Below are 21,769 nucleotides of genomic sequence, written 5' to 3'. Positions count from 1 at the left end.
GCCTGTCGTCGATTTGTTGTAAGAATTACAAGATTATTCGCATAAAAATAGAAAACAAGCCTTTTTAGTGGCAATATTTTGTTCAATCTACAACGAGTGACCTGAATCAACTGGTCCGATGATACAAACGACACCCTGCCATCCCATGAGCTGCGGGCGTTTGATCAGCATAGACACTCAGGTCGCCACATCCGTTAGCCTGGAGTTCTACACATGCATCCCCGCGTTATTGAGGTCACCGAACGGCTTATCGCCCGCAGTCGTGCAACCCGCGAGGCTTACCTTGCGCTCATTCGCGGCGCCGCCAGCGACGGCCCGATGCGCGGTAAGCTGCAATGCGCCAACTTCGCCCACGGCGTGGCGGGCTGCGGCACTGAAGATAAAAATAGCCTGCGCATGATGAACGCCGCCAACGTGGCAATTGTTTCCTCATATAACGACATGCTCTCGGCGCACCAGCCGTACGAACATTTCCCTGAACAGATCAAAAAAGCCCTGCGCGAAGTCGGCTCGGTCGGCCAGTTCGCCGGCGGCACGCCTGCCATGTGCGACGGCGTAACCCAAGGCGAACCCGGCATGGAGCTGAGCCTGCTCAGCCGTGAAGTCATTGCCATGTCCACGGCGGTAGCGCTGTCCCACAACATGTTCGACGCCGCGCTGATGCTGGGCATCTGCGACAAGATCGTCCCCGGCCTGATGATGGGCGCGCTGCGCTACGGCCACCTGCCGATGATCTTTGTGCCGGGCGGCCCGATGCCTTCGGGCATCTCCAACAAGCAGAAGGCCGACGTGCGCCAGCGCTACGCTGAGGGCAAGGCCAGCCGCGAAGAGCTGCTGGAATCGGAGATGAAGTCCTACCACAGCCCCGGCACCTGCACCTTCTACGGCACCGCCAACACCAACCAGTTGCTGATGGAAGTGATGGGCCTGCACTTGCCGGGCGCCTCGTTCGTCAACCCGTACACGCCGCTGCGTGATGCGCTGACCCGCGAAGCCGCGCACCAGGTCACGCGCCTGACCAAAGCCAGTGGCGACTTCACGCCGATCGGCGAGATCGTCGACGAAAAATCCATCGTCAACTCCATCGTCGCGCTCAACGCCACCGGCGGTTCCACCAACCACACCCTGCACATGCCGGCCATCGCCATGTCGGCGGGCATCATCCTCACCTGGCAAGACATGGCCGACCTCTCCGAGGTGGTGCCGACCCTGTCCCACGTGTATCCAAACGGCAAGGCCGACATCAACCACTTCCAGGCGGCAGGCGGCATGTCGTTCCTGATCCGCGAACTGCTCGAAGCCGGCCTGCTCCACGAAGACGTCAACACCGTGGCCGGCAAGGGCCTGAGCCGCTACACCCAGGAGCCGTTCCTGGTCGACGGCGAGCTGATCTGGCGCGACGGCCCGATCGAGAGCCTCGACGAAACCATCCTGCGCCCCGTGGCCCGTGCGTTCTCGCCCGAAGGCGGCTTGCGCGTGATGGAAGGCAACCTCGGCCGTGGCGTGATGAAAGTCTCTGCCGTTGCCCCGGAGCACCAGATCGTCGAAGCGCCGGCCGTGGTGTTCCAGGATCAACAGGACCTGGCCGACGCCTTCAAGGCCGGTGAGTTGGAAAAAGACTTTGTCGCTGTGATGCGCTTCCAGGGCCCGCGGTCCAACGGCATGCCGGAATTGCACAAAATGACGCCGTTCCTGGGTGTATTGCAGGACCGTGGCTTCAAAGTGGCGTTGGTGACAGACGGGCGTATGTCCGGCGCGTCGGGTAAGATCCCTGCCGCGATTCACGTCAACCCCGAAGCTCAAAGCGGCGGACCACTGGCGCGGGTCAAAGATGGCGATATCATTCGCGTGGATGGCGTGAAAGGCACCTTGGAGCTTAAGGTGGACGCCGAAGAATTCGCAGCGCGCACGCCTGCCACGGGCCTGTTGGGCAACAACGTGGGGGCGGGGCGTGAGCTGTTTGCATTTATGCGCTTGGCCGCAAGCTCCGCAGAGCAGGGCGCCAGCGCCTTTACCTCTGCCTTGGAGACGCTTAAGTGAAGCTTGCGCTGGTCGGTGACATCGGTGGTACCAACGCCCGTTTTGCGTTGTGGCGGGATCAGGAGCTGCACTCGATCCGCGTGCATGCCACCGCGGATCACCACAGCCCTGAGGAGGCCATCAAGGTCTACCTCAAGGAAGAAGGCCTGGAAATCGGGGACATCGGCGCAGTATGCCTGTCGGTCGCCGGGCCAGTGAGTGGCGATGAATTTAAATTCACCAACAATCACTGGCGCCTGAGCAAAACTGCATTCTGTAAAACCTTGCAGGTGGATGAGCTGCTGTTGGTCAATGACTTCACGGCCATGGCCCTGGGCATGACTCGCCTCAAGCCCGACGAATTTCGCGTGGTCTGCGAAGGCACGCCGGAACCGCTGCGCCCGGCGGTGGTGATCGGGCCGGGTACCGGCCTTGGCGTCGGCACCTTGCTGGACCTGGGCGAAGGCCGATATGCGGCGCTGCCGGGGGAGGGCGGCCACGTCGACCTGCCGCTGAGCAGCCCGCGTGAAACCCAGCTGTGGCAGCACATCTACACCGAAATCGGGCACGTCAGTGCCGAAACCGCCTTGAGCGGCGGCGGCCTGCCACGGGTGTACCGCGCGATTTGCGCGGTCGACGGGCACACGCCGGTGCTGGACACGCCCGAAGCCATTACGGCAGCCGGCCTGGCAGGAGACCCGGTGGCGATCGAAGTGTTGAACCAGTTCAGCATCTGGCTGGGCCGCGTGGCCGGCAACAACGTGCTGACCACCGGTGGGCGCGGTGGCGTGTATATCGTGGGCGGGGTTATTCCACGCTTTGCCGACTTCTTTATCAACAGCGGTTTTGCCAAGAGCTTCAGCGACAAAGGCTGCATGAGCGATTATTTCAAAGGCATTCCGGTGTGGTTGGTGACCGCGCCGTATTCCGGGTTGACCGGGGCGGGTGTGGCACTTGAGCAGGCTTTTGCGTAGGCAGTGATGGCCTCTTTGCGGAGCAAGCCCGCTCCCACATTAAACTCATTCCAACTGGATGAATGCGGTTGAATGTGGGAGCGGGCTTGCTCGCGAAGGGGGCCTTGAAAGCAACACATGACTCAGGTTTGGCCATAACAACAAGGAGGACCCCGTGAGCGCAATCAGTAAATCGATTCTCCTCGTCGACGACGACCAGGAAATCCGCGAATTGCTGCAGACCTACCTCAGCCGCGCCGGCTTCCAGGTGCGTGGCGTGCCGGATGGTGCAGGGTTTCGCCAGGCGATGAACGAGGCGCCGTGCGATCTGGTCATCCTCGATGTGATGCTGCCCGACGAAGACGGTTTCAGCCTTTGCCGCTGGATTCGCCAGCACCCGCGCCAGGCGCAGGTGCCGATCATCATGCTCACTGCCAGTTCCGATGAAACCGACCGCGTGATCGGTCTGGAGCTGGGCGCCGACGACTACATCGGCAAGCCTTTCAGTCCGCGCGAGCTGCAAGCGCGAATTAAAGCCTTGCTGCGCCGCGCCCAGTTCGGCCAGGAACGCAGCAGCGGCGGCGATGTGTGGGTGTTTGATGAATGGCGACTGGACATGATCAGCCATCGCCTGTTTCACGTGGACGGCGAAGAGGTGATTCTTTCCGGTGCCGACTTTGCCCTGCTCAAACTGTTTCTCGATCACCCGCAACAAATTCTCGACCGCGACACCATCGGCAACGCCACCCGTGGCCGCGACCTGATGCCGCTGGACCGTATCGTCGACATGGCCGTGAGCCGCTTGCGCCAACGCCTGCGCGATACCGAAAAACCCCCACGGCTGATCCGCACCGTGCGCGGCAGCGGTTATCAACTGGCAGCCAGCGTGGTTGCCGGCAATGCCCACTGAGCATTTAAGCGAACGCCGCCGCCGTTTCCCGGTGCCGCGCTCGCTGCTGGGGCGGATGTTGCTGCTGACCTTGCTCGCAGTGCTGTTCGCCCAGGCGCTGTCCAGCGTGATCTGGGTCTCGCAATTGCGCGCCACTCAACTTGAAGGCCTGGTCACCAGCGCCCGCAGCCTGGCGCACTCGATGACGGCCAGCGTGAGTTATTTCCGCTCGTTGCCGGTGGCCTATCGCCCGCTGGTACTGGACCAGTTGCGCAGCATGGGCGGCACACGCTTTGTGGTGACCCTCAACGACCGACCTTTGGATATGCAGATATTGCCCCAGACCCCGCGCAAGCAGGCGGTGTTGCAAGCGGTGGACGAAGTGCTGCGCCAGACCCTGGGCAGCGACGTGCATATTTCGGTGGAATTCGTCAGCGCCGAGGACCTGCGTATTTTCAACGCTGGCCTGAAGCTCGATGAACTGCCGCGGTCCTGGGCGCATTACGCGTTGACCCTGGAGCCGGTGAATCCGCCGGTGCTGGTCACGCAGATCCAGCTGGCGCCGGGCGAATGGCTGTACATCGCTTCGTTGTTGCCCGAGCCCTACACCAGCCTTGAAGAACAGGGGCTGCCGTCGCAGCAGGTGTGGTTTATCGTGCTGACCAGTGGTTTTCTATTGTTGTTTATCGGCCTGTTGGTGCACTGGCAAAGCCGACCGCTCAAGCGTCTGGCGCGGGCAGCGCGGGACATGTCCCTGGGGGCTGACGTGGAGCCGGTGGCCGAAGGCGGCGGCAGCGAAGTGGTAGAAGTGGGCCGTGCGTTCAACGCCATGCGCGAACGCATCAGCCGTTACCTGACCGAGCGCAGCCAATTGTTCAGCGCGATTTCCCACGATTTGCGCACGCCGATCACCCGCTTGCGCCTGCGCGTGGAGCTGCTCGAAGACGAAAACCTGCAAGCCAAGTTCGGTCGCGACCTGGATGAATTGGAGTTGCTGGTGAAGGGCGCGCTGCAATGCGTGAAGGACACTGACATCCACGAAAACATCGAGCCGGTCGACCTCAATCATGTACTCGATTGCCTGGTGGAGCCGTACCTGGCGCCCAACGGCAATGGCCGCATCACCCAGGATGGCCGCGCCCTGGCGCCGTATGCAGGCAAGCCGCTGGCGCTCAAACGCTGCATCGGTAACCTGATCGACAACGCGTTGAAGTACGGGCAGAACGCGCATTTGCACATCGAAGACGATGGCGCGGAATTTGTCCTGCACGTCGACGACGAAGGCCCTGGCGTGCCGGAGCAGCGGCTGGAGCAAGTGTTTGAACCGCACTTTCGCTTGGCCGGGCAGCAGCAGGGCTATGGATTGGGGTTGGGCATCGCGCGCAACATTGCCCATAGCCATGGCGGTGAAGTGAGTTTGCAGAACCTGCGCGAGGGTGGTTTGCGAGTCACCTTACAGCTCCCGCGAACCCTGGACTAAAGCACACAGAGGATCAAATGTGGGAGCGGGCTTGCTCGCGAATGCAGAGTGTCAGTCACCGAAAATTTTGACTGATCCACCGCTTTCGCGAGCAAGCCCGCTCCCACATTTTGAACGCCTTTGGGTCAGATGCTCTGGCGCAACCGGGCCAAATCTCTCAGCGGCGGCGCCCCAAACAACCGGCTGTACTCGCGGCTGAACTGCGAGGGGCTTTCATACCCCACCCGATACCCCGCCGCCGAAGCTTCCAGTCCTTCGGCAATCATCAAACGCCGCGCTTCCTGCAGGCGCAACTGCTTCTGGTATTGCAGCGGGCTCATCGCGGTGATCGCCTTGAAGCGGTGGTGCAACGTCGAGACGCTGAGGTTCACTTCCCGGGCCAGGTCATCAATACGCAGCGGCTGTTCGTAGTTGCCGTTCAGCCACTTGATGGCCTGGCTCACACGATGGCTCTGACTGTTGGCCACGGCGATTTCATACAGCCTGTAACCCTGCGGCCCACGCAGCAAACGGTAAAGAATTTCGCGGTTGATCAATGGCGCCAGCATCGCGATATCTTTGGGCGTATCCAGCAGGCGCGCCAGGCGCAGCACGGCGTCGAGCAATTGGGTGTCGATGCGGTCGACGTACATGCCGCGCGAAGTCGGACGCGACGGCACGCCCATTGGCCCGGCCTCGGCGATCAGCGCCGTGAGTTGCGCCGGGTCGATATTGATGCGCACCGACAGGTTGGGATCTTCCGGCGTGGCATCGATGATCCGCCCGGCCACCGGCATCGCCACGGAGAACACCAGATAGTTGAGCGGGTCGTAGGCGAAGATTTCGTCAGCCAGGCGTACTTCCTTGCTGCCGCTGGCGAGGATGCACAGCGCAGGTTCCACCAGCACCGGCATGAAGTCGCGCGGCGTGTTGTGGCGGTTGAGGAACAACGAGGTGATCGCCGTGCCGTAGGAGCCATCTTCCCAGGTATGCCGGTGCACGATGCTGGCGAGTTCGGCGCGCTGTTTTTCCGTCTCGGCATCGAGGGGAGTGGACTTATGTTCCGACGACGACATGACGTGTCCTCTACAAGCTTTTTGATGGGATCAGCTTAGTGGCGGTCTTTGAGAAAGTGTTACGTCGATCCTGCACGATCCTTGCCTGATCCTGCGATAAGTCGCGAATCAGGCAAGTGCAGTGCCTGTCATCTGCCTGAAACACTGAACATGGCCATGGAATAAACCCGCGGGGCCAAACGTCTTATCTGCGCTTCTGGCAGGATTGTGCAATAAGCCGGCAGGAATTGACTAACCGCGCCCGCACCCGCGCCGTTATCTTTGATCCTGTGGCAGCACGCCCTCACAGTGCTTGCCGAGCATCACTTCTCAACGGGAGAGTCGAACATGTCCACCCCCATTCCCGCGAGCCATATGGCCTTTATCCGTGCCCGTAACGGGTGCAGCACCGAACTCGGTGCACGCTTGAGCAGTTTGATTGAACCGGGCCGTCAGTCTCAGGGTTGCCTGCAATTCTCGTTGCAGCATTCCCAAGTGGATCCCGATGTGTGGCTGATCTGCGGCTTCTGGAGCAGCGAGCAGGCGATGAGCGCCTACTTCAATTCGCCCGCCTTGATGATCTTTACCGAGCTATTGAACGACATGGTGGTGCGCAGCATGGACTTCCAGACCTTTACCGATGCATCCGCTGCGCATGCCTACGGCGAGTACCTGCAACTGGCCGGTTGAGAAGGTTAGAATGGCCGACTTTCCCATTGGCCAGGACCTGCAACATGGCACGTAAAGAGTTTGCCCACCACGAAGCCGTTTCCGCCTTGGTGCGTGAAGAAGAGGGTGGCTACAGCGCTGCCATTGCCGTCAAGGCACTGGATGGCATGGGCGCCCCCAGGTTTCACAAGATCCTTGAAGGACACACATTCAAGACCGCTGACGACGCCGACGATGCGGCTGCCGCGCAATTGCAGCGGTTGGTCGACGTGGACGAAGAAGGGCAATTGACCTGGTCCCCTGCCGCTGACTAAGCAACCCACCGATGCAAAGGTGGGAGCGGGCTTGCTCGCGAATGCACCGTGTCAGTCACCGAATCATTGACTGATCCATCGCCTTCGCGAGCAAGCCTGCTCCCACATTTTTTTGCCTTTCGCTCAGCGCTGAGTGGCGCCTGGGCGATACATCTTGAACAACGCCTGCGGCTCTATCTGGAAGTAATCCGCCGGGCCACCACCGCGCAAGATCGGCTCGGCGGCGGCCGTGTCGTAGATCCCATCCTTGAGCAGCCACTTGGCAATGTGCACCGCGACCACCTCGCCAAGCACCAGCCAGCTCGGCACCAACTCTTTGTCGGCGCGCTGCAGCTGAATAATCTGCGTCACTTTGCATTCAAACGACACCGGACTTTCGCCCACGCGCGGCACGCCGACGATTTTCGAGGCGACCGGCGTCAGGCCGGACAGCTCGAACTCGTTGACCTCTGGCGATACCGCCGCGCAACTCTGGTTCATCTGTTCGGCCAACGGGCGAGTGGCCAGGTTCCACACGAATTCGCCGGTCTGTTCGATGTTGTTCAGGCTGTCTTTGCGCCCGACGCTGGAAAACCCAATGATCGGCGGAATGTAATTGAACGCATTGAAGAAGCTGTAGGGCGCCAGATTCAGGCGGCCTTCGCGGTCGTGGGAGGAAATCCAGCCAATCGGCCGTGGCCCGACGATGGCATTGAACGGGTCATGAGGCAGGCCGTGGCCATTGGCGGGTTCGTAGAAATGGATATCGTCAGACATGGACCGGGGTTCCTGCTGCGGGGGGCTGTGAGGTAGCCATAGTGCAATCCATGACGGCGAATTTCCATTGGCCGGATGGAATTTTCATTGATTGCCCACCTATTTTTCACAGCGTGCCGTTCAGTCTGCGCGCCAGGTCGACACTCCCCATGAATCGGCCCCCTGCATGACTGAGCTTCGGAGCCTTTCGCACAATGAACAAACTTCCTCAGATAACCCTGGCGTTCTGGGTCATGAAAATCTGCGCAACCACCCTGGGCGAAACCGCCGGGGATTTGTTGTCGATGACCCTGAATGTCGGCTACGCCATCAGTTCGATGATCTTGATCAGCGTATTTCTCGTCACCCTGATGACGCAGCTCTGGTCGAAAACCTACAACCCGGTGTTGTACTGGATCGTGATTCTGTCCACGAGTACCGCCGGCACCACGATGTCGGATTTTATGGACCGCACCTTGGGCCTCGGGTACGCCACCGGCTCGATGATCCTGATCGTGATCCTGATGATCATCTTCGCGTTGTGGCACCTCAGCGGTGATTCGCTGAACGTGAACAAGGTCCAGACCTTTCGAGGCGAGCTGTTTTACTGGATGGCGATCCTGTTCTCCAACACCTTGGGCACCGCGTTGGGCGACTTCCTGACGGACGACTCCGGGTTGGGTTTTGCCGGTGGCGCCTTGATGATCGGCTCGGCCATTGCGGTGGTGGTAGCACTCAAATACTTCACCCAGATTTCTTCGGTGCTGTTGTTCTGGGTGGCGTTTGTGCTGACTCGGCCATTTGGCGCGACCCTGGGCGACTTCCTCACCAAGCCCCATGAAAAGGGCGGGCTGGATTTCGGCACCATGGGTTCATCGGCGGTGTTGGCGGCGGTGCTGGTGGTGATGATTGCCGGGGCGTCGTATGCGCAGCGCCGGTATGGGCGCCGGCAGCCCGTAGAGCTGACCTGACGCTGTTTATGAACCGCTGAAGAACAACATGTGGGAGCGGGCTTGCTCGCGAATGCGCCGTGTCAGTCGATTTCGCTCTGACTGATCCACCGCGTTCGCGAGCAAGCCCGCTCCCACACTGTTCAGTCCGTGGTAATGCGCGAATGCTTGCGGGTGTCTTTCATGGTCACGTAGACCACCAGCGACACTGCAATACAGGCCGTCACATACCAGTAGTAACCGGTTTCCATGCCAATGCTCTTGAACCACAGCGCGATGTATTCAGCCGTACCGCCGAAGATCGACACGGTCAGCGCATACGGCAGGCCCACGCCCAAGGCACGAATTTCCGTAGGGAACAGTTCGGCCTTCACCACCGCGTTGATCGAGGTATAGCCGCTGACGATGATCAGTGCCGCCATGATCAGGAAAAACGCGCCCCACCAGGTCTGGATGGTGTGCAGGGTGGTGAGGATCGGCACGGTAAACAAGGTGCCGAGGATGCCGAAGGCGATCAGGATCGGCCGGCGGCCAACCTTGTCCGACAGCCCGCCGACAATGGGTTGCAGGCACATGAACAGAAACAGCGTGGCCGCCGAAATGGTGGTGGAGTCGGAAATGCTCATGCCCACCGTGTTCACCAGGTATTTCTGCATGTAGGTGGTGTAGGTGTAGAACGCCAGGGTGCCGCCCATGGTCAGGCCGACCACGGTCATCAGTTCCTTGGGGTGGCGCATCAAGGTGCGCATGGCGCTTTCCTTGGCCTTTGCCTTTTTGGTGAACGACTCGGTTTCTTCCATGCCACGACGCAGGTACAGCGCGACCACTGCGCACAGGGCGCCGATGGCGAACGGGATGCGCCAGCCCCAGTCGTACAGTTGTTCGGTGGTGAGCACCTGTTGCAGCACAATCAATACTGCCAGCGCGATGAGTTGGCCGGAAATCAGCGTCACGTATTGGAAGCTGGAGAAGAAACCGCGACGTTCCTTGGTTGCCATTTCACTCAAGTAAGTGGCCGAGGTACCGTACTCGCCACCCACCGACAGACCTTGCAGCAGGCGGGCGAACACCAGCAGGATCGGTGCGCCGACGCCGATGGTTTCATAACCCGGGCTCAGGGCGATGATAAGTGAGCCGAAGCACATCAACAGCACCGAAGCCATCAAGGCCGCTTTGCGACCGGCACGGTCGGCGTACAGCCCCATCAGCCAGCCACCGATCGGGCGCATCAGGAAGCCCACGGCGAAGATCGCGGCGGTGTTCAGCAGTTGGGCGGTAGTGTCGCCTTTCGGAAAGAAGGCTTTGGCGAAGTACAGCGAGAAGGCGGCGTAGACGTACCAGTCGTACCACTCGACCATGTTGCCGACCGAGCCGCTGAAAATCGATTTGATCCGGCTGGAAGTACTGCGTTCTTTTGCCGGCGCAGCCGCCGACCCCAGAGGCAGGGAGTTGGAGTTATCCATTGAAGGATCCTTCATCTAGTTGTTTTTATGGAGCCGCACGAGCGCAGCCTGTTCGGGCTATAGCAGGAGCTGTGCCAGTTAGATCAAGGCCCGGTTTAGAAGGGTTTCAGAATGTTTTTGAGCGGAAAATTGCTGATGATTTTAGGGTGATGAGCGGAAATCCGCTTATGGCTGCTGGCCTCTTCGCGGCAAGCCAGCGCCCACCGTTCGATGTGTGAACACATTCAAATGTGGGCGCTGGCTTGCCTGCGATGGCGTCTTGGCAAACACCACAGAAAATGGCCTACAGAAACATCTCCCGCACCAACCCATGCCGCTGCATCTTTTCATTGAAGGTGCGACGCGGCAGCTGCAGCTCCGCCAGTACTGCCTTGATATCGCCCTTGTGCCGCACCAGCGCTGCTTTCAGGCAATGCGCTTCGAAGGCTTCCTGTTGCGCCGCCAGGGATTGCCCGGCCTCGATACCTTCCGGCTCCGGTTCACCCAGGCCCAGCACTTGGCGCTCGGCGACGTTGGCCAGTTCACGCACATTACCCGGCCAATCATGGCTGAGCAGCCGCCCCAGTTGCGCGCCGCTCAAGGGTTCGGCGCTGCGGCCCAGGCGCTCGGCGGCGCTGTGGGCAAAGTGGTCGAACAGTAGCGGAATGTCTTCACGGCGCTCGCGCAGAGGTGGCAGGCGCAGCTGTGCGACATTCAGTCGGTAGGCTAAATCTTCGCGAAAACGCCCTGCGCGTGCCTCTTCCAGCAGGTCCGGCTTGGTGGCGGCAATGATGCGCAAGTCCACGTGAATGCTTTGGTTGGAGCCCAGTCGCTCAAGCTTTTGTTCCTGCAATACGCGCAGCAACTTAACCTGTTGGGCCAGCGGCATGCTTTCGATTTCATCCAGGAACAGCGTGCCGCCATGGGCATATTCCAGCTTGCCGATACGCTTGCCTTGGGCGCCGGTGAACGCGCCACTTTCGTGACCGAACAATTCGGCCTCAAACAGCTGCTCGGGGATGGCGGCGCAGTTGAGCGCTACAAACGGCTTTTTTGCACGCGGGCCAAAATCGTGCAAGCAGCGCGCGACCAGCTCTTTACCGCTGCCGGTCTCGCCACGGATCAACACATTGACCGGCAGGTTCGCCAGGTCGAGCACCTGGCGTCGCAGGTTCTGCAAGCCTCGGGACACGCCCAGCAGGCTCGATTCGAGCTGCGCGCGGTGATCGGCCTGTTGATGCAGACGTCGGTTCTCCAGGATCAGTCCGCGTTTGTCCAGGGCGCGGCGAAGGCTGTTGAGCAAGGCGTCGGGGCTGAAGGGTTTTTCCAGAAAGTCATAGGCACCGTCGCGCATCGCTTCCACCGCCATCGGCACATCGCCGTGGCCGGTGAGCAGAATCACCGGCAAATCGGCATCCCGGCGTTGCACTTCGGCCAGCAGTTCAAGGCCGCTGAGCCCGGGCATGCGCACATCGCTCAGGATCACCCCGGCAAAGTCCCTGGGCAGGTGCGCCAGGCATTCCTCGGCGCGGCTGAACAACTGCACATCAAACCCTGACAGGCTCAACCATTGTTCGACGGCCGTGCGAATGCTGGCTTCGTCATCGACCACAATCACGGCGTTCAACATAGGTCGGGCGTCTCCAGCGCAATCGGTAAGGTCAAGGTGAAAACCGCGCCGTCGCCACGGTTGCCGGCGAGCAGGCGCCCGCCCAGTTCATGCACGATAGCGTAGGACACCGCCAGCCCGAGGCCGAGGCCGTCTCCTACGGGTTTGGTGGTAAAGAACGGGTCGAACACGCTGTTCAAGTGTTCTTCTGCAATGCCGCCGCCGCTGTCGCTGACGGTCAGTCGCCACAACTGTTGGTCGGCGTGCAGGCGGATCTCCAGGCGTTTGCGTGGCGTGTCGGCCATCGCATCCAAGGCGTTGCGCAGCAGGTTGATCAACACCTGTTCCAGGCGGATGGCATCACCGCGCACCCACGCGGGGCGGGTCAGGTCCAGCACCACGCCGATGGCTTCGTCGCGCAGGCGCGCGTCGAGCAAGTGCAGGGATTGGTCGACGACGGTGGCCAGGTCGAGCTTTTCGCGCAAGCCGCTGGGGCTTTTGCGCGCGAAGGTCTTGAGGTGGCCGGTGAGTGCGGCCATGCGCGTGAGCATGTCGTCCAGCGGTGTGAGCGCCTGATAGGCATCGTCCACGCGGCCGTGGTCCAGCAGCAGGCGCAGGGTCGCCAACTGCATGCGTTGGGCGGTCAGCGGCTGGTTGATTTCATGGGCGAGTGCGGCGGACATCTGGCCCAGTGCCGCCAGTTTGGCCGATTGCACCAAGCCATCCTGGGCCGTGCGCAGCGCCTGGGTGCGCTCCTCCACAAGCTGTTCCAACTCTTCGCGGCTGCGCTGGCGCAGGCGGGCCAGGCGCCAGCGCTGGGTCAGGAACAGCACCAGAAACACCAGCGCCAGCCACGAACCTGCAGCGGCGAGGCCGGCGTTGCGCTGATCCTCAAAGGCGAACTGCGGTTTGCGCAGCAGGTGCAGGGTCCAGCCTTCGGCCTTCAGTGGCATGGATTCCCAGATGTAGTTGGCATTGCCTTCAGGGCCGCTGACGCGCATCAAATGGCTGTTTTCATCGAAGCGCTGCACCGTCTGAGTTTGCAGCGGCTGCAATTGCTTTTTATCGTATTGGCGCGTGGCCTTGAGTTCGGCAAGGTCACTGGCCGACAGCGGCCGCAGGTTGCGGTAACGCCAGCCCGGCTGGTTGGCGATAAACACGATGCCGCGCGCGTCGCTGACCAGCAGCAGGTCATTGCCCTGGGCCCACTCACGTTCAAGTTCGGGGAATTCGAGCTTCACGACCATGGCGCCGAGAAACTGCTCATGTTCATCGACCACCGCGCTGGAAAGGAAGTAACCCGGAATGCCGGTGGTGACTCCGACCGCATAAAAACGCCCGGTGCCGTGGCTCAAGGTCTGGCTGAAGTAGGGGCGAAACGCGTAGTTGTGGCCGACATAACTGCTCGGCAAGTTCCAGTTACTGGCGGCCACGGCCAGGCCGTTGCGGTCCATCAGTTCCAGGGTTGAGGACTGTGCTGCGCCGTTGATGCGCTCCAGTTTGCGGTTGAGCAGGTCCTGGATGGTGGCGTCGAGCGGGCCTTTCAAGGCGCTGATCATTTCCGAATCCAGCGCCAGTACGGCGGGCAGGGCGCGGTAGCGTTCGATCAGGGTGTGCAGGGAATTGCCATAGAGCGTGAGCTGTTGATGGGCGCGGGCGGCGTCATCCACCAAGGCTTGGCGTTCGGCATGGCGAGTGGCCAAGGCAGCGGCCAGCACCGCACCGGCGATGATCAACAGTGAGTAGAAGGTCAGGCGCAGTGGGCGTGGGATCACGATCATACGGTGATGGGCAGGCACGGTAAGGGGTGAGCACCATAGCATGGGCTGCTTGGATCTTGTGGCATGCAGGCTTGTGTGGGAGCTGGCTTGCCTGCGATGGCATCACCTCGGGGTCACTGAAAAACCGATGTGCCTGCATCGCAGGCAAGCCAGCTCCCACATGATCGTGTTTGTCATTGCAACATTGCCAGTCATAAAAAAGGCGACTGGGCCATGGGCCGCAGTCGCCTTTATCCGTGCAGTGAAGTGCTTACTGCACTTCTACCGCCAGGCTTTCACTGATCTTTTTCTGCCAGATGGCAGGACCGGTGATGTGGACGGATTCACCCTTGCTGTCCACCGCAACGGTGACCGGCATGTCCTTCACGTCGAACTCGTAGATCGCTTCCATCCCCAGTTCGGCGAACGCGACTACGCGCGACTTCTTGATGGCTTGCGCCACCAGGTACGCCGCACCGCCCACAGCCATCAAGTACACGGCTTTGTGGTCCTTGATCGCTTCGATGGCGGTTGGACCGCGCTCGGATTTGCCGATCATGCCCAGCAGGCCGGTCTGCTCGAGGATCTGACGGGTGAACTTGTCCATCCGCGTGGCGGTGGTCGGGCCAGCCGGGCCAACCACTTCTTCGCGCACCGGATCAACCGGGCCGACGTAGTAGATGAAGCGGCCCTTGAGGTCTACCGGCAGGGTTTCGCCCTTGTTCAGCATCTCGACCATGCGCTTGTGCGCCGCGTCGCGACCAGTGAGCATCTTGCCGTTGAGCAATACGGTTTCGCCCGGTTTCCAGCTTTGCACTTCTTCCGGGGTCAGCGTGTCGAGGTTGACACGGCGGGCCGATGGGCCGGCTTCCCAGACGATTTTCGGGTAGGCGTCCAGCGATGGCGCTTCCAGCGACGCCGGGCCCGAACCGTCGAGCACGAAGTGCGCGTGACGGGTGGCGGCGCAGTTGGGGATCATGCACACCGGCAGCGAGGCGGCGTGGGTCGGGTAGTCCATGATTTTCACGTCGAGCACGGTGGTCAGGCCACCCAGGCCCTGGGCGCCGATGCCCAGTTGGTTGACCTTCTCGAACAGCTCCAGGCGCATCTCTTCGATACGGTTCTGCGGGCCGCGCTTTTTCAGCTCGTGGATGTCGATGGACTCCATCAACACTTCCTTGGCCATGACCGCAGCTTTCTCGGCGGTGCCGCCGATGCCGATGCCCAGCATGCCCGGTGGGCACCAGCCGGCGCCCATGGTCGGAACGGTCTTGAGCACCCAGTCGACAATCGAGTCGGACGGGTTGAGCATGGCCATTTTCGACTTGTTCTCGGAGCCACCGCCTTTGGCGGCCACGTCCACTTCCACGGTGTTACCCGGGACGATGGAGTAGTGGATCACGGCCGGGGTGTTGTCCTTGGTGTTTTTACGCGCACCTGCCGGGTCGGCGAGGATCGAGGCACGCAGGACGTTTTCCGGCAGGTTGTAGGCGCGACGCACGCCCTCGTTGATCATGTCGTCCAGGCCCATGGTGGCGCCATCCCAACGTACGTCCATGCCCACGCGCACGAACACGGTAACAATACCGGTGTCCTGGCAGATCGGGCGATGGCCGGTGGCGCACATGCGCGAGTTGATCAGGATCTGCGCGATGGAGTCACGGGCTGCCGGCGATTCTTCGCGCAGGTAGGCTTCGTGCATCGCCTGGATGAAGTCAACGGGGTGGTAGTAGGAAATGAATTGCAGGGCGTCGGCAACGCTCTGAATCAGGTCGTCTTGCTTGATCACGGTCATGAGTCGCGCTCCTCTATAAGACGGGAACATTCAATAAAGGTGGCTCAGTTGGGTGCATCGGTCGGCTGAGTCCACCTTTCCAAGGCACGCCGTAGGTGCAGGCGCGACGCTAAAAAGGCGCGGCAGTATAACCCGGCGCGGTGGCCGATACACCCGACTATGGTCAAACTCTGTCGGGCATGATTCCCTGTACGCAGCCCTTCTGATTGAGACCTTATATGCCTGAACTGCACGTCGGCGAACGCCACTGGTCGGTAGCCACCGGCAGCAACTTGCTGGATGCCCTGAATCTGGCGGGGGTGGCCGTGCCTTACAGTTGCCGGGCGGGCAGTTGCCATGCGTGCCTGGTGCGTTGCCAGGGTGAGGTCGAGGACAAACAACCCGACGCCTTGAGCCCGGCACAACGTCAGGACGGGTGGCGCCTGGCGTGCCAATGCCAGGTTGTCGGGGACGTGCGAGTCGAAACGTTCGACCCGCTGCGTGACGGTTTGCCCGCCCGGGTGGTGGGCGTCGACTGGTTGAATGCGAGTGTGCTGCGCCTGCGCTTGCAACCGGAGCGTGGCCTGCGTTATCGCGCCGGGCAGCATCTGGTGGTGTGGGCCGGACAGGTGGCGCGGCCCTATTCCCTGGCGAGCTTGCCCCAGGAAGACCCGTTCCTGGAGTTTCACCTCGATTGCCGTCAGCCCGGTGAATTCATAACTATCGCCCGCCAGTTGCAACTGGGAGACGACCTGCGCCTGGGCGAGTTGAGAGGCGGGGCGCTGCAATACGACCCTGACTGGCATTCGCGGCCGCTATGGCTGCTGGCCGCCGGCACGGGGCTTGGGCCGTTATGGGGCGTGCTGCGCGAGGCGTTGCGCCAGGATCATCAGGGCGCCATCCGTGTGATTCACCTGGCTCATGATGCCGACGCGCATTACCTGGCCGAGCCCCTGGCGCAGTTGGCTTTGCAGCACCCAAACGTCACCGTGGAGCTATGGACTGCGGCTGAGTTGACCCAGGCATTGGCGCAACTGCGGCTTGTTTCGCGGCAAACTCTGGCCTTACTCTGCGGGCATCCTGTCAGCGTCGAGGCGTTTTCCAAGCGCTTGTTCCTGGCCGGTCTGCCGCGCAATCAACTGCTGGCCGATGTGTTTGTGCCCCGTGGTTGAGCGCTGACTTCTACAGCCGCGAGATCCACCATGACCGACGCCATCCTGCTGCAACGCGAACGCGGGCTGCTGACCTTGCAGCTCAACCGGCCGGACAAGAAAAACGCCCTGACCCGCGCCATGTACACGCAATTGGCCCACGCGTTGGAGCAGGCCGATGCGGACCCTGACATCCGTGCCGTGCTGATTCAGGGCAGCCGTGAGTGCTTTACCGCCGGTAATGACATCGGCGATTTCCTCGAACAGCCGCCCAGCGACCTCGACAGCCCGCCGTTTCACTTTATGAAAAGCCTGCTCAATTGCCGCAAACCAGTGATTGCCGCTGTGGCCGGCGCGGCGGTGGGCATTGGTACGACTCTGTTGCTGCATTGCGACCTTGTGTATATCAGCCGCGATGCGCGCTTGCGCATGCCGTTCGTCAACCTTGGGTTGTGTCCGGAGTTTGGCTCAAGCCTGATCCTGCCGCGATTGCTCGGGCATGCCAAGGCGGCTGAGCTGTTGCTGCTGGGGGAGGGATTCACCGGTGAGCAGGCGGCAGCGTGGGGCATTGCCACGCAGGCGTTGAGCAGCGGTGAAGCGGCGCTGGCCAAGGCGCGGGAAGTGGCTGAACGCTTTGAGACGCTGGCGCCGGGTGCGGTGCAGGTCAGCAAACACTTGATGAAAAGTGTGGATCGCGAGCAGTTGCGTCACGTGATTGAAGAGGAGGGGGCGTTGTTTACGCAGCGGTTGAAATCGCCGGAGGCGATTGCGGCGTTGTCGGCTTTTGTCACCAGGCGGTGAATTAGCGTCAAGTGGTCGGACGTCTTCGCGAGCAAGCCCGCTCCCACATTCGAGCGTGTTTCTTCAGGGTGTGTGCGGTCAAATGTGGGAGCGGGCTTGCTCGCGAAGAGGCCAGTGACGCCAACACAACCGCCAGCCTCAAATGCAAAAAGCCCCGCCATTCACATGGCGGGGCTTTTGTTTTTCAGCCTGTCACTCAGACCATTGGATCGCCAACGTGCAGGATCTTCATGCCGTTGGTGCCACCGATGGTGTGGTAGCTATCGCCCTTGGTCAGGATGACCCAGTCGCCTTTCTCCACAACGCCGCGCTTGATCAGCTCGTCGATGGCAGCCTGGCTGACTTCATGCGGCGGCAACGAGGCCGGGTCGAACGGCACGGTGTACACGCCACGGAACATGGCCGCGCGAGCCTGGGTTTCGCGGTGCGGGGAGAACGCGTAGATCGGCACCGAGGAACGGATGCGCGACATGATCAACGGCGTGTAGCCACTTTCGGTCAAGGCGATGATCGCTTTAACGCCCGGGAAGTGGTTGGCGGTGTACATGGCTGCCAGCGCGATGCTCTGGTCGCAGCTTTCGAACACTTTGCCGATGCGGTGGCTGGAGGTCTTGCTGGTCGGGTGCTTTTCGGCACCGACGCAGATCCGCGCCATGGCCTGTACGGCTTCCAGCGGGTACGGGCCGGCAGCACTTTCAGCCGAGAGCATCACGGCGTCGGTGTAGTCGAGCACGGCGTTGGCTACGTCGGACACTTCGGCGCGGGTTGGCATCGGGTTCTGGATCATCGACTCCATCATCTGGGTCGCCACGATCACCGCTTTGTTATGGCGGCGTGCGTGCAGGATGATCTTTTTCTGGATACCGATCAGCTCGGCGTCACCGATTTCCACGCCCAGGTCGCCACGCGCAACCATCACAGCGTCGGAAGCCTTGATCAGGCCGTCGAGGGTTTCGTCATCGGCAACGGCTTCGGCGCGTTCGATCTTCGCTACCAGCCAGGCAGTACCGCCGGCTTCGTCGCGCAGTTTACGTGCGTATTCCATGTCGGCAGCATCGCGCGGGAAGGACACGGCGAGGTAGTCCACTTCCATTTCGGCGGCGAGCTTGATGTCGGCCTTGTCTTTTTCAGTCAGGGCCGGCGCCGTCAGGCCACCGCCGCGACGGTTGATGCCTTTGTGGTCGGACAGCGGGCCACCGATGATCACGGTGCAGTGCAGTTCGGTCGGGGTCGCGGTGTCGACGCGCATGACCACGCGGCCATCGTCCAGCAGCAGCTCGTCACCGACGCCGCAGTCCTTGACCAGATCCGGGTAGTCGATACCCACGACTTGCTGGTTGCCTTCGGTCAGCGGATGGCTGGTGGAGAAGGTGAACTTGTCACCGATCTTCAGCTCGATACGCTTGTTGGCGAATTTGGCGATACGAATTTTCGGGCCTTGCAGGTCACCCAGCAGCGCCACGAAGCGGCCGTGCTTGGCGGCCAGGTCACGCACCAGCTTGGCGCGAGCCTTGTGCTCGTCCGGGGTGCCGTGGGAGAAGTTCAGACGGGCAACGTCCAAACCAGCCAGAATCAGCTGTTCGAGGACTTCCGGCGAGTTACTGGCCGGGCCAAGGGTGGCGACGATTTTGGTACGACGGACGGACATGCACAGACTCCTGAGTTCAAGCGCTGGAGAAGGCTACTATGCTCTTTCGTTGTAGTCATTGTTCGTTTGCACTACTTATCGACGATTGGCTTGTTTTTGCAGCGGTTGAATAGACGAACATCCTTGAAGATTTTCGACGAGGGGTCGATACACTGCTCAAGACAGGAGAACCCCCATGCGAATTTTGCTCGTTGCTGCCCTGGCCGTCAGTGTTGTCGGCTGTACCCGCTGGTCGATGGACCACCATTTGAACAACGCTTACCGTGCCTATGGGGTGGGTGATTGCGAGCGCGTCACGCTGGAATTGTCCCAGGTTGACCGCGAGAGCCGCACCCGTCGCTACGTGCAACCGGAGGTCTCGATGTTGCGCGGCCAATGCCTGGAGCGACAGAAATTGTTCGTGGATGCAGTCCAGACCTATCAATTCATCATCAGCCAGTACCCAACAAGCGAATACGCCTACCGTGCGCGAGCCAGGCTCGACACGCTGCAGCAGTTGGGGCATTACCCCGGCGCCAGTGCTGCACAGACGCGGCCGGCGTCTTTGTAATGATATTTGTCATTCTATAGCTGGCCCGTCGCCAGTCTTGAGCTATCCTTTGGGTGTTCGTTTGTACAAGTTTCTATTCGAACGAATGCGAGGCCCGGATTCGGCAGTTGTTTAGTGACCATAGCGACGTCTGTTGGCACACCGAGATCCAGGGAGAGCGAGCCATTGGCTCGTTCCGAATCACTGGACCGGCCAGGGCATGGCCATTGGATGGCGATCTCACATGTTTACCCACCGACGGATCGAGCGGCACCAGTTACATTGCTTCCTGCAGGTATTCAACCGAGTTACCGATAAACCTATCGGTTTTCTGGGCAACGTTTCTGAAAGTGGGCTGATGTTGATCAGCCAGTTGCCCATGATGGTCGATGTGGATTTCGAGTTGCGTCTGAAAATTCCTGGCCCGACCGGCGAGTGCCAGGCAATCGACCTGACCGCGACCTGCCTGTGGAGCCATGAAGATATCAACCCGCAGCATTACGACTCGGGGTTCAGTGTGATTGAAGCGGGCGAAGAGTACAGCCAGTTGATCAGCGCCTTGTTGAATTACTTCAGCTTCGATCCGCTTCAGGCATCCGCTTAGGCATTGAACGTGTTGACCCTGGTTGGGATGGTTAGCCCGGCCTTGGCAACGTGTCTGTGTCACCGCGCTTTCAGAACACTCCGGCTTTTTTCCAACCCAGATAACGCGTGACGAGCGCGGCTCCCAACCCTGACGGGGGGGTGTCCAGTACGGATAACCCATGGGCGCTCAACCGGTCATGGAGTTCGTTGCGTGTATTGAGGTAGTCGACCGTCCCGCAATAAGCCAATGCTTCGGGCAGGGTTTGCACGGGGGCCTGGCGCAAATCATCGAGTACTTCCTCCCTGAGGCTGGCCACCAGTACCCGATGTTGTCGGCTGATACGCTTGACCGCTGTCAGCAATGCTTCATCGTCCTCATCGCGCAGATTGGTGACCACGATCACCAGCGCCCGGCGTTTTTGCCGAGCCAGCAGTTGGCTGGCCGCAGCTTGATAGTCGGCCGTCCGGCGGGTGGTATCCAGGTCGTATACCGCATTGAGCAGCAGGTTCAGTTGGCCGCTGCCCTTGACCGGCGCCAGGTAACGCGGCTGGTCACTGGCAAAGGTGCTCAGCCCCACGGCATCGCCCTGACGCAGCGCAACATAACTGAGCAACAGGCAAGCGTTGAGTGCATGGTCGAAATGTGACAACTCGCCGTCCTGACTGCGCATGCGTCGACCGCAATCGAGCATGAACACAATCTGCTGGTCGCGCTCATCCTGGTATTCACGGGCGATGGGTGTGCGTTGTCGTGCGGTAGCCTTCCAATCGATCTGACGCAGGCTGTCGCCCTCGCGAAATTCGCGCAGTTGGTGAAACTCCAGGCCCAAGCCCCTTCGCTGGCGTTGGCGTACGCCGAGTTGGCTGAGCCAGTTATCCACACCGAGCAACTGTGCGCCGTATAAATGGGCGAAATCCGGGTAGACGCGAGTGGCATCGCTGACCTCGGCAAATTGCCGTGCCGACCATAGCCCAATGGGGCTGGGCAGGTGAATTTCACAGCGGCTGAAGCTGAAGTGTCCACGGCGCAGAGGCCGCAGTCGGTAGCCCAGTTCGCTGCGTTCACCGGGGCGCAGTTCGATGCTTTGGGGCAGGTTTTCCATGCTCAAGCCGTCAGGAACATGATCGAACACCTTCACTGTGATTGGTCGCGAGTAATCGTGCGCCAGGGTCAGGCGCACTTCACCCCAGCGTCCGAGTGCCAGGCTGCCCGGCATTTGCCGCTGTATTTGCACACCGGGGCGACGCCGCAGGCGCACGGCATCCAGCAGCGCCAGCAGCAACAGCGCCAGTAACAAGCCCCAGGCTATCGAGTGCAGCGTGTCGGGCACCTTGAGCTGCAGCGCCGCTGCGGCGCCGAGCAGGATGTTGAGGCCCAACAGCACACTCAGCCAGCTCAGCAACAGGCGGGTCGGCTTCATGGGCGA

19 protein-coding genes are annotated in these 21,769 nt (G+C 60.9%); 11 read left to right on the top strand and 8 right to left on the bottom strand.

Translation table 11 applies throughout. From position 1 onward, the window contains the following. Nucleotides 1-213 precede the first annotated feature (213 nt). From edd to C4J83_RS24485, 4 genes are all read left to right on the top strand, one after another. A complete protein-coding gene (edd, locus tag C4J83_RS24500; RefSeq protein WP_124418382.1) occupies nt 214-2,040 on the top strand; it encodes a phosphogluconate dehydratase in 1,827 nt (608 codons plus the stop codon). Then, the gene (locus tag C4J83_RS24495) at nt 2,037-2,993 is read left to right on the top strand and encodes a glucokinase (protein WP_106578347.1); all 957 of its coding nucleotides are present in this window, start codon (nt 2,037-2,039) and stop codon (nt 2,991-2,993) included. The genes edd and C4J83_RS24495 overlap by 4 nt, the downstream gene beginning before the upstream one ends. A gap of 154 nt (nt 2,994-3,147) precedes the next feature. Beyond that, a complete protein-coding gene (locus tag C4J83_RS24490) occupies nt 3,148-3,882 on the top strand; it encodes a response regulator (protein ID WP_106578348.1) in 735 nt (244 codons plus the stop codon). Between the two features lie 31 nt (nt 3,883-3,913). Continuing rightward, nucleotides 3,914-5,341, top strand: a complete 1,428-nt coding sequence (locus tag C4J83_RS24485; RefSeq protein ID WP_372239339.1) for an ATP-binding protein — start codon at nt 3,914-3,916, stop codon at nt 5,339-5,341. A 125-nt stretch (nt 5,342-5,466) separates the two neighbouring features. Here the strand turns inward: C4J83_RS24485 and C4J83_RS24475 are convergent, their stop codons facing one another. Continuing rightward, on the bottom strand, nt 5,467-6,396 hold the full coding sequence (locus tag C4J83_RS24475; RefSeq protein WP_106578351.1) for an AraC family transcriptional regulator: 930 nt from the start codon (nt 6,394-6,396) through the stop codon (nt 5,467-5,469). A 327-nt stretch (nt 6,397-6,723) separates the two neighbouring features. Between C4J83_RS24475 and C4J83_RS24470 the strand changes: the two genes are divergently transcribed. Next, a complete protein-coding gene (locus C4J83_RS24470) occupies nt 6,724-7,065 on the top strand; it encodes an antibiotic biosynthesis monooxygenase family protein (protein WP_124418380.1) in 342 nt (113 codons plus the stop codon). Between the two features lie 44 nt (nt 7,066-7,109). Then, the gene (locus tag C4J83_RS24465) at nt 7,110-7,358 is read left to right on the top strand and encodes a hypothetical protein (RefSeq protein ID WP_106578353.1); all 249 of its coding nucleotides are present in this window, start codon (nt 7,110-7,112) and stop codon (nt 7,356-7,358) included. 123 nt (nt 7,359-7,481) lie between these two features. Here the strand turns inward: C4J83_RS24465 and C4J83_RS24460 are convergent, their stop codons facing one another. Next, nucleotides 7,482-8,114, bottom strand: coding sequence for a flavin reductase family protein (locus tag C4J83_RS24460; protein WP_119736923.1), 633 nt, complete (start codon nt 8,112-8,114; stop codon nt 7,482-7,484). A 194-nt stretch (nt 8,115-8,308) separates the two neighbouring features. On the opposite strand from C4J83_RS24460, the gene C4J83_RS24455 reads away from it, so the two are divergent. Next, nucleotides 8,309-9,064: a COG4705 family protein gene (locus C4J83_RS24455; protein WP_124418379.1), complete on the top strand. Its 756-nt coding sequence runs from the start codon at nt 8,309-8,311 to the stop codon at nt 9,062-9,064. Nucleotides 9,065-9,186: 122 nt separating this feature from the next. On the opposite strand, the gene C4J83_RS24450 is transcribed toward C4J83_RS24455, so the two are convergent. From C4J83_RS24450 to C4J83_RS24430, 4 genes are all read right to left on the bottom strand, one after another. Beyond that, on the bottom strand, nt 9,187-10,506 hold the full coding sequence (locus tag C4J83_RS24450; RefSeq protein WP_106578356.1) for an MFS transporter: 1,320 nt from the start codon (nt 10,504-10,506) through the stop codon (nt 9,187-9,189). Nucleotides 10,507-10,789: 283 nt separating this feature from the next. Then, complete coding sequence (locus C4J83_RS24445; RefSeq protein ID WP_106578357.1) at nt 10,790-12,115, bottom strand: sigma-54-dependent transcriptional regulator; 1,326 nt, start codon at nt 12,113-12,115, stop codon at nt 10,790-10,792. Further along, nucleotides 12,109-13,875 (bottom strand): ATP-binding protein, encoded by a 1,767-nt coding sequence (locus tag C4J83_RS24440; protein WP_124418378.1) that lies wholly within the window; start codon nt 13,873-13,875, stop codon nt 12,109-12,111. The genes C4J83_RS24445 and C4J83_RS24440 overlap by 7 nt, the downstream gene beginning before the upstream one ends. A 250-nt stretch (nt 13,876-14,125) precedes the next feature. Continuing rightward, nucleotides 14,126-15,649 (bottom strand): fumarate hydratase, encoded by a 1,524-nt coding sequence (locus C4J83_RS24430; protein ID WP_119736934.1) that lies wholly within the window; start codon nt 15,647-15,649, stop codon nt 14,126-14,128. 218 nt (nt 15,650-15,867) lie between these two features. Between C4J83_RS24430 and C4J83_RS24425 the strand changes: the two genes are divergently transcribed. Then, nucleotides 15,868-16,800, top strand: coding sequence for an iron-sulfur-binding ferredoxin reductase (locus C4J83_RS24425; protein ID WP_124418376.1), 933 nt, complete (start codon nt 15,868-15,870; stop codon nt 16,798-16,800). Between the two features lie 30 nt (nt 16,801-16,830). After that, nucleotides 16,831-17,580, top strand: coding sequence for an enoyl-CoA hydratase-related protein (locus C4J83_RS24420; RefSeq protein ID WP_106578360.1), 750 nt, complete (start codon nt 16,831-16,833; stop codon nt 17,578-17,580). A gap of 196 nt (nt 17,581-17,776) precedes the next feature. Here the strand turns inward: C4J83_RS24420 and pyk are convergent, their stop codons facing one another. Continuing rightward, entirely contained in the window at nt 17,777-19,228 is a 1,452-nt protein-coding gene (gene pyk / locus C4J83_RS24415; protein WP_106578361.1) for a pyruvate kinase, read from the bottom strand. Between the two features lie 175 nt (nt 19,229-19,403). Here pyk and C4J83_RS24410 point away from each other — a divergent pair, with 175 nt between their 5' ends. Next, nucleotides 19,404-19,778: a tetratricopeptide repeat protein gene (locus tag C4J83_RS24410; RefSeq protein WP_106578362.1), complete on the top strand. Its 375-nt coding sequence runs from the start codon at nt 19,404-19,406 to the stop codon at nt 19,776-19,778. Between the two features lie 223 nt (nt 19,779-20,001). Beyond that, a complete protein-coding gene (locus C4J83_RS24405; RefSeq protein WP_106578363.1) occupies nt 20,002-20,361 on the top strand; it encodes a PilZ domain-containing protein in 360 nt (119 codons plus the stop codon). A 70-nt stretch (nt 20,362-20,431) separates the two neighbouring features. Here the strand turns inward: C4J83_RS24405 and C4J83_RS24400 are convergent, their stop codons facing one another. After that, nucleotides 20,432-21,763 carry a DUF58 domain-containing protein gene (locus tag C4J83_RS24400; protein ID WP_124418375.1) on the bottom strand — a complete coding sequence of 444 codons (1,332 nt, stop codon included), beginning with the start codon at nt 21,761-21,763 and terminating at the stop codon, nt 20,432-20,434. Between the last annotated feature and the right edge of the window lie 6 nt (nt 21,764-21,769).

This window comes from Pseudomonas sp. LBUM920, from assembly GCF_003852315.1.
GTDB lineage: Bacteria > Pseudomonadota > Gammaproteobacteria > Pseudomonadales > Pseudomonadaceae > Aquipseudomonas.
This window is presented reverse-complemented; position numbering and strand designations above follow the sequence as displayed.

Coding starts and splice junctions, on each gene's coding strand:
- C4J83_RS24470 (WP_124418380.1), top strand. CDS start 6,724: ATGTCCACCCCCATTCCCGCGAGCCATATGGCCTTTATCCGTGCCCGT.
- C4J83_RS24410 (WP_106578362.1), top strand. CDS start 19,404: ATGCGAATTTTGCTCGTTGCTGCCCTGGCCGTCAGTGTTGTCGGCTGT.
- C4J83_RS24400 (WP_124418375.1), bottom strand. CDS start 21,763: ATGAAGCCGACCCGCCTGTTGCTGAGCTGGCTGAGTGTGCTGTTGGGC.
- C4J83_RS24455 (WP_124418379.1), top strand. CDS start 8,309: ATGAACAAACTTCCTCAGATAACCCTGGCGTTCTGGGTCATGAAAATC.
- C4J83_RS24475 (WP_106578351.1), bottom strand. CDS start 6,396: ATGTCGTCGTCGGAACATAAGTCCACTCCCCTCGATGCCGAGACGGAA.
- edd (WP_124418382.1), top strand. CDS start 214: ATGCATCCCCGCGTTATTGAGGTCACCGAACGGCTTATCGCCCGCAGT.
- C4J83_RS24405 (WP_106578363.1), top strand. CDS start 20,002: ATGTTTACCCACCGACGGATCGAGCGGCACCAGTTACATTGCTTCCTG.
- C4J83_RS24465 (WP_106578353.1), top strand. CDS start 7,110: ATGGCACGTAAAGAGTTTGCCCACCACGAAGCCGTTTCCGCCTTGGTG.
- C4J83_RS24420 (WP_106578360.1), top strand. CDS start 16,831: ATGACCGACGCCATCCTGCTGCAACGCGAACGCGGGCTGCTGACCTTG.
- C4J83_RS24445 (WP_106578357.1), bottom strand. CDS start 12,115: ATGTTGAACGCCGTGATTGTGGTCGATGACGAAGCCAGCATTCGCACG.
- C4J83_RS24440 (WP_124418378.1), bottom strand. CDS start 13,875: ATGATCGTGATCCCACGCCCACTGCGCCTGACCTTCTACTCACTGTTG.
- C4J83_RS24450 (WP_106578356.1), bottom strand. CDS start 10,506: ATGGATAACTCCAACTCCCTGCCTCTGGGGTCGGCGGCTGCGCCGGCA.
- C4J83_RS24430 (WP_119736934.1), bottom strand. CDS start 15,649: ATGACCGTGATCAAGCAAGACGACCTGATTCAGAGCGTTGCCGACGCC.
- C4J83_RS24425 (WP_124418376.1), top strand. CDS start 15,868: ATGCCTGAACTGCACGTCGGCGAACGCCACTGGTCGGTAGCCACCGGC.
- C4J83_RS24460 (WP_119736923.1), bottom strand. CDS start 8,114: ATGTCTGACGATATCCATTTCTACGAACCCGCCAATGGCCACGGCCTG.
- pyk (WP_106578361.1), bottom strand. CDS start 19,228: ATGTCCGTCCGTCGTACCAAAATCGTCGCCACCCTTGGCCCGGCCAGT.